The organism is Kitasatospora sp. NBC_00315 (assembly GCF_041435095.1).
Lineage (GTDB): Bacteria > Actinomycetota > Actinomycetes > Streptomycetales > Streptomycetaceae > Kitasatospora.
This window is the reverse complement of the sequence record NZ_CP108025.1, coordinates 5,647,719-5,661,815: the sequence shown is the minus strand read 5'-3', so window position 1 is coordinate 5,661,815 and position 14,097 is coordinate 5,647,719. Positions and strand designations below refer to the sequence as shown.

12 protein-coding genes are annotated in these 14,097 nt (G+C 73.8%); 6 read left to right on the top strand and 6 right to left on the bottom strand.

Annotated features, from left to right (window positions below):
• Nucleotides 1-86 precede the first annotated feature (86 nt).
• Nucleotides 87-1,988 (top strand): ABC transporter ATP-binding protein, encoded by a 1,902-nt coding sequence (locus OG823_RS23550; protein ID WP_371484630.1) that lies wholly within the window; start codon nt 87-89, stop codon nt 1,986-1,988.
• A gap of 189 nt (nt 1,989-2,177) precedes the next feature.
• Here the strand turns inward: OG823_RS23550 and lepA are convergent, their stop codons facing one another.
• Nucleotides 2,178-4,049, bottom strand: a complete 1,872-nt coding sequence (lepA, locus tag OG823_RS23545; RefSeq protein ID WP_371481593.1) for a translation elongation factor 4 — start codon at nt 4,047-4,049, stop codon at nt 2,178-2,180.
• Between the two features lie 218 nt (nt 4,050-4,267).
• Here lepA and OG823_RS23540 point away from each other — a divergent pair, with 218 nt between their 5' ends.
• Nucleotides 4,268-4,573, top strand: coding sequence for an antibiotic biosynthesis monooxygenase (locus OG823_RS23540; protein WP_371481592.1), 306 nt, complete (start codon nt 4,268-4,270; stop codon nt 4,571-4,573).
• Nucleotides 4,574-4,704: 131 nt separating this feature from the next.
• A complete protein-coding gene (rpsT, locus tag OG823_RS23535) occupies nt 4,705-4,974 on the top strand; it encodes a 30S ribosomal protein S20 (RefSeq protein ID WP_371481591.1) in 270 nt (89 codons plus the stop codon).
• A 294-nt stretch (nt 4,975-5,268) separates the two neighbouring features.
• Here the strand turns inward: rpsT and OG823_RS23530 are convergent, their stop codons facing one another.
• Entirely contained in the window at nt 5,269-5,877 is a 609-nt protein-coding gene (locus OG823_RS23530; RefSeq protein ID WP_371481590.1) for a hypothetical protein, read from the bottom strand.
• Between the two features lie 443 nt (nt 5,878-6,320).
• Between OG823_RS23530 and OG823_RS23525 the strand changes: the two genes are divergently transcribed.
• Nucleotides 6,321-7,190 (top strand): hypothetical protein, encoded by an 870-nt coding sequence (locus tag OG823_RS23525; RefSeq protein WP_371481589.1) that lies wholly within the window; start codon nt 6,321-6,323, stop codon nt 7,188-7,190.
• Nucleotides 7,191-7,322: 132 nt separating this feature from the next.
• Here the strand turns inward: OG823_RS23525 and holA are convergent, their stop codons facing one another.
• Nucleotides 7,323-8,318: a DNA polymerase III subunit delta gene (gene holA / locus OG823_RS23520; RefSeq protein WP_371481588.1), complete on the bottom strand. Its 996-nt coding sequence runs from the start codon at nt 8,316-8,318 to the stop codon at nt 7,323-7,325.
• Nucleotides 8,319-8,549: 231 nt separating this feature from the next.
• Between holA and OG823_RS23515 the strand changes: the two genes are divergently transcribed.
• Entirely contained in the window at nt 8,550-8,828 is a 279-nt protein-coding gene (locus OG823_RS23515; protein ID WP_371481587.1) for a hypothetical protein, read from the top strand.
• Nucleotides 8,829-8,953: 125 nt separating this feature from the next.
• On the opposite strand, the gene OG823_RS23510 is transcribed toward OG823_RS23515, so the two are convergent.
• Entirely contained in the window at nt 8,954-11,689 is a 2,736-nt protein-coding gene (locus tag OG823_RS23510) for a ComEC/Rec2 family competence protein (RefSeq protein ID WP_371481586.1), read from the bottom strand.
• 5 nt (nt 11,690-11,694) lie between these two features.
• On the opposite strand from OG823_RS23510, the gene OG823_RS23505 reads away from it, so the two are divergent.
• Nucleotides 11,695-11,820 (top strand): hypothetical protein, encoded by a 126-nt coding sequence (locus OG823_RS23505; protein WP_371481585.1) that lies wholly within the window; start codon nt 11,695-11,697, stop codon nt 11,818-11,820.
• Between the two features lie 91 nt (nt 11,821-11,911).
• Here the strand turns inward: OG823_RS23505 and OG823_RS23500 are convergent, their stop codons facing one another.
• Nucleotides 11,912-13,015, bottom strand: coding sequence for a helix-hairpin-helix domain-containing protein (locus tag OG823_RS23500; protein ID WP_371481584.1), 1,104 nt, complete (start codon nt 13,013-13,015; stop codon nt 11,912-11,914).
• Between the two features lie 187 nt (nt 13,016-13,202).
• A complete protein-coding gene (locus OG823_RS23495) occupies nt 13,203-14,048 on the bottom strand; it encodes a DegV family protein (RefSeq protein ID WP_371481583.1) in 846 nt (281 codons plus the stop codon).
• Between the last annotated feature and the right edge of the window lie 49 nt (nt 14,049-14,097).

Sequence of the window (14,097 nt, the reverse complement as noted above, 5' to 3'; positions counted from 1 at the left end):
GCGGCCGGGGCGAGGCCCCGGCGGCTCCCGCCGGCGACTCGCAGAGCGCCGCCGCCCGGCGCGGCCCGGCCGGCCCCGGCCGGTTCATGGGCGGCCAGGGCGCCGAGAAGTCGATGGACTTCAAGCGCTCCGGCAAGCGGCTGCTCGGCCTGCTGCGCCCCGAGCGGGCGGCCCTCACGGGGGTGCTCGCACTCGGTGTGCTCAGTGTCGGCTGCGCGGTGGTCGGACCGAAGATCCTCGGCAACGCCACCGACCTGATCTTCGCCGGCGTGGTCGGCCGGCAGAGCCCGGCCGGGGTCAGCAAGGCACAGGTGATCGACAACCTGCGCGCACACGGCCAGGGCGGCGTCGCCGACCTGCTCAACTCGGTCGACTTCACGCCCGGCCAGGGGATGGACTTCGGCGCCATCGGCACCGTGCTGCTCTGGGTGCTGGCCATCTACGTCGCGTCCGCGCTGTTCGGCATCGTGCAGGGCCGGATCGCCACCTCGGTCATCCAGCGCACGGTCTTCCGACTGCGCGAGTCCGTCGACGCCAAGCTCACCCGGCTGCCGCTCAGCTACTTCGACAAGCAGCCGCGCGGCGAGGTGCTGAGCCGGGTCACCAACGACATCGACAACATCGGCCAGTCCATGCAGCAGACCACCGGCCAGGTGGTCAACTCGCTGCTCACCGTCGTCGGCGTGCTGGCGATGATGTTCTGGATCTCACCGCTGCTGGCCCTGATCGCGCTGATCTCGGTGCCGCTCTCGGTGGTGGTGGCGACCAGGGTCGGCAAGCGGGCCCAGCCGCAGTTCGTCCGGCAGTGGAAGACCACCGGCGAGCTCAACGGCCACATCGAGGAGATGTACACCGGCCACGCGCTGGTCAAGGTGTTCGGCCGCCAGGCGGAGTCCGCCGCGACCTTCCGGGAGCACAACGAGGCGCTGTACGCCTCCAGCTTCCGGGCCCAGTTCATCTCCGGGATCATCCAGCCCGCGATGATGCTGATCGGCAACCTGAACTACGTCCTGGTCGCCGTGGTCGGCGGTCTGCGGGTCGCCAGCGGCGCGCTGTCGATCGGCGACGTGCAGGCCTTCATCCAGTACTCGCGGCAGTTCAGCCAGCCGCTGACGCAGGTCGCCAGCATGGCCAACCTGGTGCAGTCCGGCGTCGCCTCGGCGGAGCGGGTCTTCGAGCTGCTGGACGCCCCGGAGCAGTCGGCCGAGCCGGCCATGCCCGAGCGCCCGGCCGAGCTGCGCGGGCGGGTCGCCTTCGAGGACGTCGCCTTCCGGTACGACCCGGACAAGCCGCTGATCGAGGACCTCTCGCTGAAGGTCGAACCCGGCCACACGGTGGCCATCGTCGGTCCGACCGGCGCCGGCAAGACCACCCTGGTCAACCTGCTGATGCGGTTCTACGAGGTCAGCGGCGGCCGGATCACCCTGGACGGCGTGGACATCGCCGCGATGTCCCGTGAGGAGCTGCGGGCCGGCATCGGCATGGTGCTCCAGGACACCTGGCTGTTCGGCGGCACCATCGCCGAGAACATCGCGTACGGGGCCGACGGCAGCCCCACCCGCGACCAGGTGGTCGAGGCCGCGAGGGCCGCGCACGTCGACCGCTTCGTCCGCACCCTGCCCGAGGGCTACGACACCCGGATCGACGACGAGGGCACCGGCGTCAGCGCGGGCGAGAAGCAGCTGATCACCATCGCCCGGGCGTTCCTGGCCCGGCCGAGCATCCTCGTCCTGGACGAGGCGACCAGCTCCGTCGACACCCGCACCGAGGTCCTCATCCAGCGGGCCATGGCCCGGCTGCGGGCCGGCCGGACCAGCTTCGTGATCGCCCACCGGCTCTCCACCATCCGGGACGCGGACGTGATCCTGGTGATGGAGAACGGCGCGATCGTCGAGCAGGGCTCGCACGACGACCTGATCGCCACCGGCGGCGCGTACGCCCGCCTGTACCAGGCGCAGTTCGCCGAGGCCGTCGCCGAGGTCGACTGACCGGCGCGCTCGGGCACGAGAGTTCGGGTACGAGGAGGGGGAGGCCGCTCGCCGCGGCCTCCCCCTCCTGCGTCGCGGGCCGGACGGCGCTGCGGCCGGACCTGCCCGGACGGACCGGCGCCGAACGCCGTCCGAGAGCCCGATGGGCCCGGGGCTGCTGCCCCGGGCCCATCGGCGATACCGCTCGGGTTACTTCTTCTCACCCTTGGGGGCGTCCGCGTCGGTGGACAGCGCGGCGATGAAGGCCTCCTGCGGGACCTCCACACGGCCGACCATCTTCATCCGCTTCTTGCCCTCCTTCTGCTTCTCCAGCAGCTTGCGCTTACGCGAGATGTCACCGCCGTAGCACTTGGCGAGAACGTCCTTGCGGATCGCGCGCACGGTCTCACGGGCGATCACCCGCGAGCCGATGGCGGCCTGGATCGGCACCTCGAACTGCTGGCGCGGGATGAGCTTCTGGAGCTTGCCGGCCATCATGATGCCGTAGTTGTACGCCTTGTCCTTGTGCACGATCGCGGAGAACGCGTCGACCGCGTCGCCGTGCAGCAGGATGTCGACCTTGACCAGGTCGGCCGTCTGCTCGCCGATCGGCTCGTAGTCGAAGGAGCCGTAGCCGCGGGTCTTGGACTTCAGGATGTCGAAGAAGTCGAAGACGATCTCGGCCAGCGGGAGGGTGTAGCGCAGTTCCACCCGGTCCTCGGACAGGTAGTCCATCCCCTGCATGTTGCCGCGGCGGCTCTGGCAGAGCTCCATGACGGCGCCGACGAACTCGTTCGGCACCAGGATGGAGCCGCGGACCACCGGCTCGTGCACCTCGGAGATCTTGCCGGTCGGGAACTCGCTCGGGTTGGTGACGGTGTGCTCGGTACCGTCCTCCATCACCACCCGGTAGACCACGTTGGGGGCGGTGGAGATCAGGTCGAGGTTGAACTCGCGCTCCAGCCGCTCCCGGACGATCTCCAGGTGCAGCAGGCCCAGGAAGCCGCAGCGGAAGCCGAAGCCCAGCGCGACCGACGTCTCCGGCTCGTACACCAGGGCGGCGTCGTTGAGCTGGAGCTTGTCGAGGGCGTCGCGCAGCAGCGGGTAGTCGCTGCCGTCCAGCGGGTAGAGGCCGGAGAACACCATCGGGCGGGGCTCCTTGTAGCCGCCCAGCGCCTCGGTCGCGCCCTTGTGCATCGAGGTGATCGTGTCGCCGACCTTGGACTGCCGGACGTCCTTCACACCGGTGATGATGTAGCCCACCTCGCCGACGCCGAGGCCGTCCGCGACCTTGGGCTCGGGCGAGATGACGCCGATCTCCAGCAGCTCGTGGGTCGCGCCGGTGGACATCATCTGGATCCGCTCGCGCTTGGTGAGCTCGCCGTCGACCACCCGGACGTAGGTGACCACGCCGCGGTAGGTGTCGTAGACCGAGTCGAAGATCATCGCGCGGGCCGGGGCGTTCTTCACGCCGACCGGGGCCGGGATCTTCTCGACCACGTGGTCGAGCAGCTCCGGCACACCGAGGCCGCTCTTCGCGCTGACCTTGAGGACGTCCTCCGGGTCGCAGCCGATGATGTGCGCGATCTCGGCGGCGTACTTCTCCGGCTGGGCGGCCGGCAGGTCGATCTTGTTCAGCACCGGGACGATCGTGAGGTTGTTCTCCAGCGCCAGGTACAGGTTGGCGAGGGTCTGCGCCTCGATGCCCTGGGCGGCGTCCACCACGAGGACGGTGCCCTCGCAGGCGGCGAGCGAACGGGACACCTCGTACGTGAAGTCCACGTGGCCCGGGGTGTCGATCATGTTGAGGATGTGGGTCTTCCCCGCACCCTGGCCGACCGTCGGCGCCCAGGGGAGGCGGACCGCCTGCGACTTGATGGTGATACCGCGCTCGCGCTCGATGTCCATGCGGTCGAGGTACTGGGCACGCATCTGCCGGGGGTCGACGACGCCGGTGATCTGCAGCATCCGGTCGGCGAGCGTCGACTTGCCGTGGTCGATGTGGGCGATGATGCAGAAGTTGCGGATCAGCGCCGGGTCGGTACGGCTGGGCTCTGGCACATTGCTGGGGGTCGCGGGCACCTTGGTCCGATTCTCCGTTGGTCCGGGGGCCGGGTACTCGCCCCCTCGACCGCTCGACGTCGTACTCGTCGTACTCGTCGTCAACCGAAGGAGCCGCTTCCCGGGGACCGGACGGTCTCGTCCGATCGATATGGCTCCGACCATCCTCCCACGAGCGCGCGGCGGCTCGCCGTCCAGCTCGGGCCGGCGGTCCCGGCCGGTGCCTGGAGTGACTGCCCATGATCCTCGAAAGCGCGCTGCTCGACGTCCGGCCCGGCCGCGAGGACGACTTCCTCGCCGCGTTCGGCGAGGCCAGACCGCTGATCGCGGTGCAGGCGGGCTTCCGCTCGCTGGAGCTGCGCCGCTGCCTCGACGAGGGACGCCGCTCGCGCTTCCTGCTCCAGGTGGAGTGGGAGACACCGGCGGACCACACCGAGGGGTTCCGCCGATCGGCCGAGTACCAGCGGTGGCGGGCCCTGCTGCACCCCTTCTACGCACCGTTCCCCGAGGTCGAGCACTACGGCGAGGCGCTGCTCACGGCGTAGCCGGTTTGGGCACGGCCCCCGGCCCCTGGTAGCGTTGGCCGCTGCACCTGGCACCGGCATGCCCTCTCAGCAGACCGGCGCCGTCCGGTGCACTCTGTTCAAACCATTACGAACAAGACTGAGGCTCCTTCGTGGCGAACATCAAGTCCCAGATCAAGCGCATCAAGACCAACGAGAAGGCGCGCCTGCGCAACAAGGCCGTCAAGTCCTCGCTCAAGACCGCCCTGCGCAAGGCCCGTGAGGCCGCTGCCGCCGGCGAGACCGAGAAGGCCACCGTGCTGGCCCGCGAGGCCTCCAAGGCCCTCGACAAGGCCGTCAGCAAGGGCGTCATCCACGCCAACCAGGCCGCCAACAAGAAGTCGGCCATCACCAAGCGCGTCAACTCGGCCGTCCAGGCCTGACGCCCCGGGGCCGTCGCGGCCCCACTCTCTCAGGTCGAACCGGCCCTCTACCCGGAACCCTGAGACGCACAGACTCGTACCGCACGCGGCCTGCGTTCGCCACGCGGGTGCGGTGCACGGACTTACCGCGAACCGCCTGGCGACAGGCCGTTCGCCCACTGCCCGCCAGGGGACTCCTGGCGGGCAGTGCGCTTTTGCGCGGGCTCTTCCGGGCGGGGCGCCAGTGGCCGCGCCCCGCTCCCGGGCCCGCCACCGCCACCGCCACCGCCACTGCCAGGTCGGACGTTCGCTACCTCACTTGGATTTGACCCAGGCCTGGCAGCCCTCCGTCTTGAAGACCTTGTCCGAACTCTTGATCGTGACGACTCCCTGCCCGGTCAGGTTGTCGTTCGCGATGATCGACTCGAAGCCGCCGCTGCTGTCCTTGGCCCGCTCCCAGTAACACATACCGAGACTTCCCGGTCCGGCGGTCTTGTAGGTACCGGGCTGGATGTCGTCCCCGACCAGGTACGTCCCACTGCCCGCGACGGTGTCGCCGGGAGCGGCAGCGGGCTGCTGGGCCGGGGCCTGGACGGCGGCGGGCTCGGTGACGGTGGCGGTCACCGTGGCCGTGACCGCGGGGGCCGGCGGCGCCGTCACCGTCCGGGTGACGGTCACCGTGGGGCCGGGTGCCGGCGACGACCCACCGGCTGCCGCCGTCGCGCCGCCGGTGCCGTTCGGGCCCGCGACGACGGCGCTGCAGCCACCGATGATCACCAGGCCGCCGATGATGCCCAGGGTGATCTTCGCGGCCTTCGGCAGACCGGCCCGGGGGGCCGGAGGCTGCGTCCAGCCCGGTGGCGGCACGGGGTTCGGCGGCCCCCAGGAGGGACCGGACGGGGACTGCTGGTCGGGGCTGCTCATGCGCTTGTCCTCTGTGGGCGAAGGGTGTCAGGAGGCAGGTCTACAGGTGTACTTGTGGGTACATCAGCTGTTTGCGGAAGCGTTATCGGCCTGCCCGGATCCGGCCCCGGACGGTGCGGATCGGGCCCGGCACGGTTCGGGGCCCCGCCCGCGCAGGCGCGGTCAGGTGTGCCCGGGCGCCGTGGGCCGCCCCCGCCCCGGCGACTGCGGGCTTCCCTGCCGGACGGGAGGGCGGGGCCGCTATCGTCGTCGAGCGGACCCGCGCGAGCGATCCCGACAGCACCGGCCGCAGCGGGGGTTCGGGGGTCGCTCCCGGCGTCGCGGCTGCGGCGATCGGGCCCCGCGAGGCGGCTGCGGCGATCGGGGTCCCGCGAGGCGGGGCAGGGGTGAACGCGGCGGCCGTCGGGGCCGGTGCGCAGAGCACTTCACAGGGGGACGCGGAGATGGCAACGCCACCACAGGCCGGTCACGGGTACGGGAACCACCCGACGGCGCCGCCCCAGGGCCCGCCGTTCCAGCAGTACGCGACCGCCGGCCACCACCCACCCGGGTCGCCCACCGGTGGGTCTGCTGCCGGTGGGTCTGCTGCGGGCGGGTCTGCTGCGGTCGGCGCCTCGGCCTCCGGCGGGGACAGCGGCGAGAGGCGGGGCGACGGGCGGCGCGCCCTGCGCCGCGCGGCGGGGTGGGGCTTCACGGGGGCGCTGCTGGCCTCCGTCGTCTGGACGGCGGTGGTGCTGACCGTACCCGGCATGGTCAGCGTGCCGACCGCGCCGCAGGGTCTGCACGGCTATCACACCGTCGACGACCTGTGCCGGGCGGCCAGGCTGGTCAGGTTCACCCAGCTCTACCCCCAGCCGGACGCCACCCCCTCCCACCACACGGATCTGGACCCGGCGCTCGACTCGATGTCCTGCATCCTGTCGCTGGAGCGGAACACCGGCGACAGCGGCGACAGTGGCGACACCGAATACGCCTCGCTCTACGCCCAGGTCAAACTGCACAAGGCCGTGAACGCCGGCCTGGAGTTCGACGCCGAGAAGGCCGGGATGCAGCAGCAGCGGTACGAGATCACCGACGTGCCCGGACTCGGCGAGGAGGCGTACATCGCCTTTCGCGACGGGGTGAGCGGCTCGGACGGGGCCTGGCACAGCGTCTCGCAGGAGCTGCAGATCCGGGACGGCGGCATGACGTACTACCTGTCCTGGTCGGGCAGTTATCAGGACGGCAAGAGCACGGCACCGGACCGGGAGACGATCCGTCAGTCACTGCTCGCCGACAGCCGGGATCTGCTGAAGGAACTCGGCGGGCCGTGACGGGACCGCCCCCATGGGCCGCATGGCCTGCACCGACCGCACCGACCGCACCGACCGGGCGGCGGGACGCGGGAGCGGGCAGCGGGACGCGGGCAGCGGGACGCGCGAGTGGGCAGTGAGCCCGGGCGGCGGTCAGTACGAGCGGGCGCCGGAGCGGGCCGCGCGGGCGACCGCGACCACGGCGCGCTCCAGTGCGTAGGCCGGGTCGTCGGAACCGCCCTTGACCGCGGCGTCGGCCTGCGCGATGGCGGTGAGGGCGGTGGCGACCGCGTCCCCCGTCCAGCCGCGCATCTGCTGGCGGACCCGGTCGACCTTCCAGGGCGGCATGCCCAGCTCGCGGGCCAGGTCGGCGGGGCGCATGTTGCGGCCGGTGGTGGCGAGGCGGCCGATGCTGCGGACGCCCGAGGCCAGCGCGTAGGTGATGCCCGTGGGCGGTTGGCCCACCGCGAGGGCCCAGCGCAACCGCTCCAGTGCCTCGGCCGCCCGGCCGGTCACGGCGAGGTCGGCCACCTCGAAGCCGGTGGCCTCGGCCCGGCCGCTGTAGTACCGGGCGACCACCGTCTCGTCGATGGTTCCCTCGACGTCCGCCGTCAGCTGGTTGCAGGCGGCGGCGAGTTCGCGCAGATCACTGCCGAGCGCGTCCAGCAGGGCCTGGCAGGCCTCCTGGCTCGCGGACCGTCCGAGGGTGCGGAACTCACCGCGGACGAAGGCGAGACGGTCGCCCGCCTTGGTCAGCTTCGGGCAGGCGACCTCACGGCCGCCCGCCTTGCGGCCGGCGTCCAGCAGGCCCTTGCCCTTCACCCCGCCGGCGTGCACCAGAACCATGATCACCTCTTCGGCCGGGTCCTCGATGTACGCCTTGACCTCCTTCACGGAGTCGGCGGAGAGATCCTGGGCGGCCCGGACCACGATCACCTTGCGCTCGGCGAACAGCGAGGGCGTGGTGAGCTCCGCGAGGCTGCCGGGCTGCAGACCGCCGGGCGGGATGTCGCGCACGTCGGTGTCGGGGTCGGCCGCCTTCGCCGCCGCCACCACCTGCGCGACCGCGCGGTCGAGCAGCAGCTCCTCCTGGCCGACCACCAGGGTCAGCGGGGCGAGCAGGTCGTCGGGTGCACTCTTCCTGGCCATCGCGTACCAGCATCCCACGGGGGCCCGACACCCCGGCGCGGCGCTGCACCCGGGCCGCGCCGGGCAGAGCAGGCAGGGCAGGTAGGGCAGGTATCGGGCAGGACGGGCCGGAGCCGGAGCGCTGGGAGCGGGCGCGGCCGAGCGGGGATCGGGCGGGGATCGGGCGGGGGTCGGGCGGGCAGGTACGGGGCCCCGGGCGGGAGAGCCGCACCGGGACGGGAGAATGGCGCCGTGAACGAGAACCACGACGTCCAGGACCTCCACGCGCGACAGCTCCTCGTCCTGCCCGACCGCGACGCCGCGCAGGAGGCGGCGCGGGAGCTGACCCTGCGCCGGGCGGGTCTGACCGAGCCCGAGGTCGTCCGGGACGCGCTCGCCGGGGAGGACGACGCGGAGGACGCGCAGTGGCTGGTGGTCGTGGAGCCGCCGGAGGCGGGATGGACGGCGGAGCTGCTCGCCGAGCTGGAAGCCCTCGCGTCCGAGTACGAGGGCTGGCGCGAGGAGGGGTAGGGCGCGCGCCGACGACGGGGGGACGGGGGCGGCGGCGGCCCCAGGGGACGGTGTCGCCGGTGGGGGCGGGTCCTGCGGGGCGGGCCTCCTGCGGGGCGGCGATCGCTGGCTGAGGCGGCGGGCCGTCATCGGCGCCGGCCCTCGGGTCGGTCGTGCGGATGGGTGGCCGCGCCGAGGGCGTCGGGGGTGTCGCCCAGGACGGCGATGTCACCCTGTTGGTCCGTGCGCAGGACGGTCGCACCGAGCGCCCGGAGCCGGTCGACCGTACGGGGCGCCGGGTGACCGTACGGGTTGTCCCGGCCGCAGGAGATCAGGGCGAGCCGGGGGTGCAGCGCGGCGGTGAGATCCCAGTCCTGGTGGGCGGATCCGTGGTGGGCCACCTTGAGGACGTCCACCCGGGCGGCCGCGAGACGGCCGAGCAGAACGGCCTGGGCCGGTGGTTCCAGGTCTCCCAGCAGGGCGACGCGCAGCGGCCGTCCGGCAGCGGTACCCGGCGCGCCACCCGGGGCACCGACGGTGGCGAGCAGGGCGACACTGGCGTTGTTCGGCCCCGGCGCCCCGGGAGCGGCCAGGCCCGTGCCCGCAGGGCCGCCGGGAGCCGCGTCGGGCCAGAGCACGTCCCAGGAGAGCAGTGGCCCCGCCGTACGGTGTTCGCCCCGGGCGGCCCGCAGCAGCGGGACACCGGCGGCCGCCGCCCAGCGCCGCACGCGCGCCGCCTCGGCGGCCGGTTCGTCCAGCGTGGTGCCCTCGACGGCTCCGACCTCGCGCCCGCGCAGCACACCGGGGACGCCCTCGACGTGGTCGGCGTGAAAATGCGTCAGGAGCAACAGGGCGACCCTGGTGATGCCGAGACTGCGCAGGCAGCTGTCCGCGCTGTCCGGATCCGGACCGGCGTCGATCACCACCGCGCTGTCGGGAACGGCGGCGTCCGGGTGGACGGCGGGGAGGATCGGCAGGACCAGCATGTCGCCCTGGCCGATGTCGCACATGGCGAGCCGCCATCCGGGAGGCGGCCAACCGGTCGCGATCCTGGCGAGGGACGGTGGCCGCAGAAGGATCACCAGCAGCGCACAGGCCAGCGCAACCGCCACGAGGGCCCGGAGCCGACCGGAGCGGCCCCTGCCCGTCGGCCGGCCACCGCCCGGGTCGGCGGGGCGTGACGGTGGTGGCAGCAGGAGCGGCACTGCCAGGCACGCGGCCACCGTGGCGATGGCGAGCACCCCCGCTCCGACCGGGCCGCCCGGCCAGGACAGCTCGGCGCCGGGCAGGGCCGCGCCGTGCCTGGCGACCGCCGCCAGCCAGCCGGCCGGGAGGGCGGCGAGCTCGGCGGGCAGGTGTGCGAGCGCGCCCGACACCGGTGCGACGAGGAGCGCGGCGAATCCCAGCAGGGTGGCCGGGGCGACGGCCAGTTCGGCCAGTAGGTTGCAGGGCACCGCGACCAGGCTGACCCGGGGTGCCAGCAGGACGGTGGCCGGCGCGCAGAGCACCTGGGCCGCGCCGGCCGCGGCCAGCGCCGCGGCGAGGTGGCCCGGGCAGCCCCGGGCGCGCAGCGCCGCCGCCCAGCGCGGCCCGAGGACCAGCAGACCGGTGGTCGCCAGGACGGACAGCAGGAAGCCGTAGGAGCGGGCGAGGTAGGGATCGAGCAGGACGAGCACGAGGACGGCGCCCGAGAGGGCCGGCAGAGCGTGACGTGGCCGGCCGGCGGCCAGGGCGAGCAGGCCGATCAGTCCGGTCGCGGCGGCCCGCAGGACGCTGGGATCGGGGCGGCAGACCGTGACGAAGGCCAGCGTCAGGGCCGTACCCAGCAGCGCGGTGGTCCGCAGCGAGAGGCCCAGGCGAGCGGCGAGGCCGCCGCGTTCCGCAGTGCCCGCGCGGCCGGGTGCGCCGATCAGGACGGTCAGGACGATGGCGAGGTTGGCGCCGCTGACGGCGCAGAGATGCGCGAGGTCGGTCGCCCGGAAGGCCTCTCCGAGGTCCTCCGGCAGCCTGGAGGTGTCGCCCACCACGAGGCCGGGCAGTAGGCCGCGGGCATCGGCGGGCAGCCCGTCGCAGGCGGCGCGGAGCCCGGCCCGCAGGCCCCCGGCGACGCGTTGCGGAAGGCTCGGCGGCGCGATCGGCCGGGGCGGACCGTGGGCCAGCAGCACGGCCGCGCTGTCGTCGCGGCCCTCCCCCGCCGGCAGGACCAGGACGTCGGCGGCCACCCGCGTGGAGGGCAGCAGCGGCTGCCACCGGGCGGCGTCCTGGGCCCGCACCATGACGGTGACGGGTGTCCTGGTCCGGGTGGTGGCCGCCGGCCGCACCCCCTCGGGGACGGTGACGCGTTCGACGACGGCGGCGACCGTCAGCAGCGCCTGCCCGGGAGCCGTCCCCCGGGCACGCGAGATCCGGGCCTTGGGATCGCCCGCGACGACCAGCTCGACCAGCAGCTGGGGAGGGGCCGACGCGGCGGCCTCCCCCGGGCGGGGCGGGTCGGTGCCGTCACGCTCACGGGGCGGCTCGGCGGACAACTGTGCGGGTGGGCTGTCGGGTGGGCTGTCGGGTGACGGCCCACCGTGCGCGAGTGCGACCAGCGGGCCGCGCTGGAGGTCGGCGGTGTGCAGGAGCGTGGCGGCGGCCGCCGCCGCGCCCGTGAGGAGCACGGCTGCCAGGGTCACCACGGTGCGCCGCCGCCGACCGGGCCCGACCAGCAGCAGTGCGGCGGCCACGGTGGCGGCACCGGCGGCGACGACCGATGCCTGGCGGTGGGCCGGGCCGAGGCCGAGCAGCAGCGAGGTGACCGCCCAGGCCGCGACGGTGGGCAGCAGCAGACGGAGATCGGCGGCGGCGCCCGGGTGAGCTCCGCCGGGCCCGGCGGAGCTCACCGGCCGTGACCCTGGCCCTGGTCCTGGCCCTGGTCCTGGTCCTGGCCCTGGTCCTGGTCCTGGTCCTGGTCCTGGTCCTGGCCCTGGCCCTGGTCCTGGTCCTGGTCCTGGTCGAACGGTGTACGCGGTGATGGGGTCACCTCCTGGTGGCGCGGCCGCGGCCCGGTGGGTCGGGCACCGACCGGCCGTGCGGGCCGCAGGGGTCGGAGCGCCGAGCGCGGTTCAGAGGGTGAGCAGCGGTTTCATCTCCGCCAAGGTCCGTTCACCGATGCCGCTCACCTGCCGGAGCTGGTCCAGGGATCGGAACGGGCCGTGCGCCTGGCGGAAGGTGATGATTCGTCGGGCGAGGGTGGGACCGACGCCGGGGAGGGCGTCCAGCTGTTCGGGGGTCGCGCGGTTGAGACTGACCGGCCCGCTCGTCGGGCCCGCCGCGCCCGGCGGCGCGAGCGGGATCCCGCTCTCGGGCGCGCCGACCAGGATCTGCTCCCCGTCCGCCAGAACGCGGGCCAGGTTCAGTGCCGTGGTGTCGGTGTCGGGAAGGGCGCCACCGGCGGCCCGGAGCGCGTCCGCGACCCGGGAGCCGCCGGGGAGTTCGCGCAGGCCGGGAATCCGTACCCGGCCCGCGATGTCCACCACGACGACGGCGGCACCGGTGCTCTCCGGGCCCGCGACGCCACTGGTCTCCGGACCTGCGGCGCCACTGCTCTCCGGGCCGGCCGGGACGGGCTCGTCCGGCCCCGCCCTCGCCGTCGATGCCGCGGCGACCGGCACCTGGACCGGCTGCGGGCGGCCGAGCCAGAAGTGCTGCACCGCGTACGCGACGGCGAGCAGGAGCAGGACGGCGAGCCCCATCACCGCCCGCCGGTCGAGGGCGAGCGCCGGGCGCAGCAGGGAGGTGAACGCGGATCGCGGCGGTCGGTGGTCGGGCTCGTGGATCCGCTGGTGCGGCCGTGCTCCGGCGGCGGGCGGCGGCGGGCCCCCGGGAGGCAGGGAACTGCCGGGATCCCACTCCGCGAGGGGCGTACCGACAAGGCTCTCCTCGGGAGGACCGCCGTCACCACCGGGTTCGTCGGAACGTCCGTCGCGATCGTGCCCGTCGCTGCCGTGGCCATCGACGCGGTACCCGTCCCGGTCGTTCCCGTCGCTGCCAAACCCGCCGCCACCGGGCCCATCGGCGTCGTGCCCGCCGCCCCCGTGCCCGCCGGCGTCGTGCCCGTCGGCGGGCGGCCGTGCCGGGGGATCGGCGGCCAGCAGGGTGGCCATCCGCTCCCGGACGGTCTCGGTGGTCGCACGGCGGCGGGCAGCGCCCGGTGTCAGGGTTCTCATGGCGCAGGACGGTACGGGCCGCACCGGCGGCCGTGGGAGGACGACCGATTGCCTGGGGAAAAGTCCGGCCTGTGGATAACCGGGGTCGCCCGCAGGAGTGAACCTGCCCCCGCCGGCCGTCACGGGCCCGGCACAGCGGGCATACTGCCGGGCACCCGCCGGAGACCCCGTCCGGCAGCGCACAGGGTCAGCGGGGTGAGAGCACCACCGCGAGCAGCCCCGTACCGACGTGGGCGCCGATCACGGCGCCCACCTCACCGACGTACAGCTCGCACAGCCCGGGGATCCGTTCGCGCAGGCGCTCGGCGAGGAGCTCGGCACGGTCCTCGGCGGCGAGATGGTGGACGGTGAGGTCGACCCGGCGGTCGCCGGCCCGCTCGACGGCGATCTCCTCAAGCCTGGCGATCGCGCGGGAGGCCGTGCGGACCTTCTCCAGCGGTTCGATCCTGCCACCGGAGAGATGGAGCAGCGGCTTGACCGCCAGCGCCGAGCCGAGCAGGGCCCGGGCCGCACCGATCCGACCGCCCCTGCGCAGGTGTTCGAGGGTGTCGACGTAGAAGAAGCCACTGGTGTGCGCGGCCCGCCGCACCGCGGCGGCGGCCACCTCGTCCAGTCCCAGGCCGTCGGCGGCACTCCGCGCGGCCGTCAGCACGCTGTAGCCGAGGGCCATGCCCACCAGCCTGCTGTCGACCACCCGTACCGGAATCGGCGCTTCGGCCGCGGCGAGCCGGGCGGCCTCGCAGGTGCCGGACAGCTCCCCCGACAGGTGCACCGAGACGACACCCCGGGCACCGGCCTCGGCGGCGCCGCGATACGCCGCGGCGAAGGTCTCGGGGTTGGGACGGGAGGTCGTCACCCGGTGCTTGGCGCGCAGCGCCTCGGCAAGCTCCTTGGGGGTGATCTCCACGCCGTCCGCCAGCACCTCGTCGCCGACCGCGACGCTCAGTGGCACCACGGTGATCCCGTGACGGTCGACGGCGTCCTGCGGCAGGTAGGCCGTGGAGTCGGTGACGATGGCGAGGTCGGCGGGCATGAGCCGGAGGTTACTCCCCGTACGGCCCCGAGGACAGCGCCGGACACGC

Coding starts and splice junctions, on each gene's coding strand:
- OG823_RS23550 (WP_371484630.1), top strand. CDS start 87: ATGGGCGGCCAGGGCGCCGAGAAGTCGATGGACTTCAAGCGCTCCGGC.
- OG823_RS23540 (WP_371481592.1), top strand. CDS start 4,268: ATGATCCTCGAAAGCGCGCTGCTCGACGTCCGGCCCGGCCGCGAGGAC.
- OG823_RS23530 (WP_371481590.1), bottom strand. CDS start 5,877: ATGAGCAGCCCCGACCAGCAGTCCCCGTCCGGTCCCTCCTGGGGGCCG.
- OG823_RS23525 (WP_371481589.1), top strand. CDS start 6,321: ATGGCAACGCCACCACAGGCCGGTCACGGGTACGGGAACCACCCGACG.
- holA (WP_371481588.1), bottom strand. CDS start 8,318: ATGGCCAGGAAGAGTGCACCCGACGACCTGCTCGCCCCGCTGACCCTG.
- OG823_RS23500 (WP_371481584.1), bottom strand. CDS start 13,015: ATGAGAACCCTGACACCGGGCGCTGCCCGCCGCCGTGCGACCACCGAG.
- OG823_RS23495 (WP_371481583.1), bottom strand. CDS start 14,048: ATGCCCGCCGACCTCGCCATCGTCACCGACTCCACGGCCTACCTGCCG.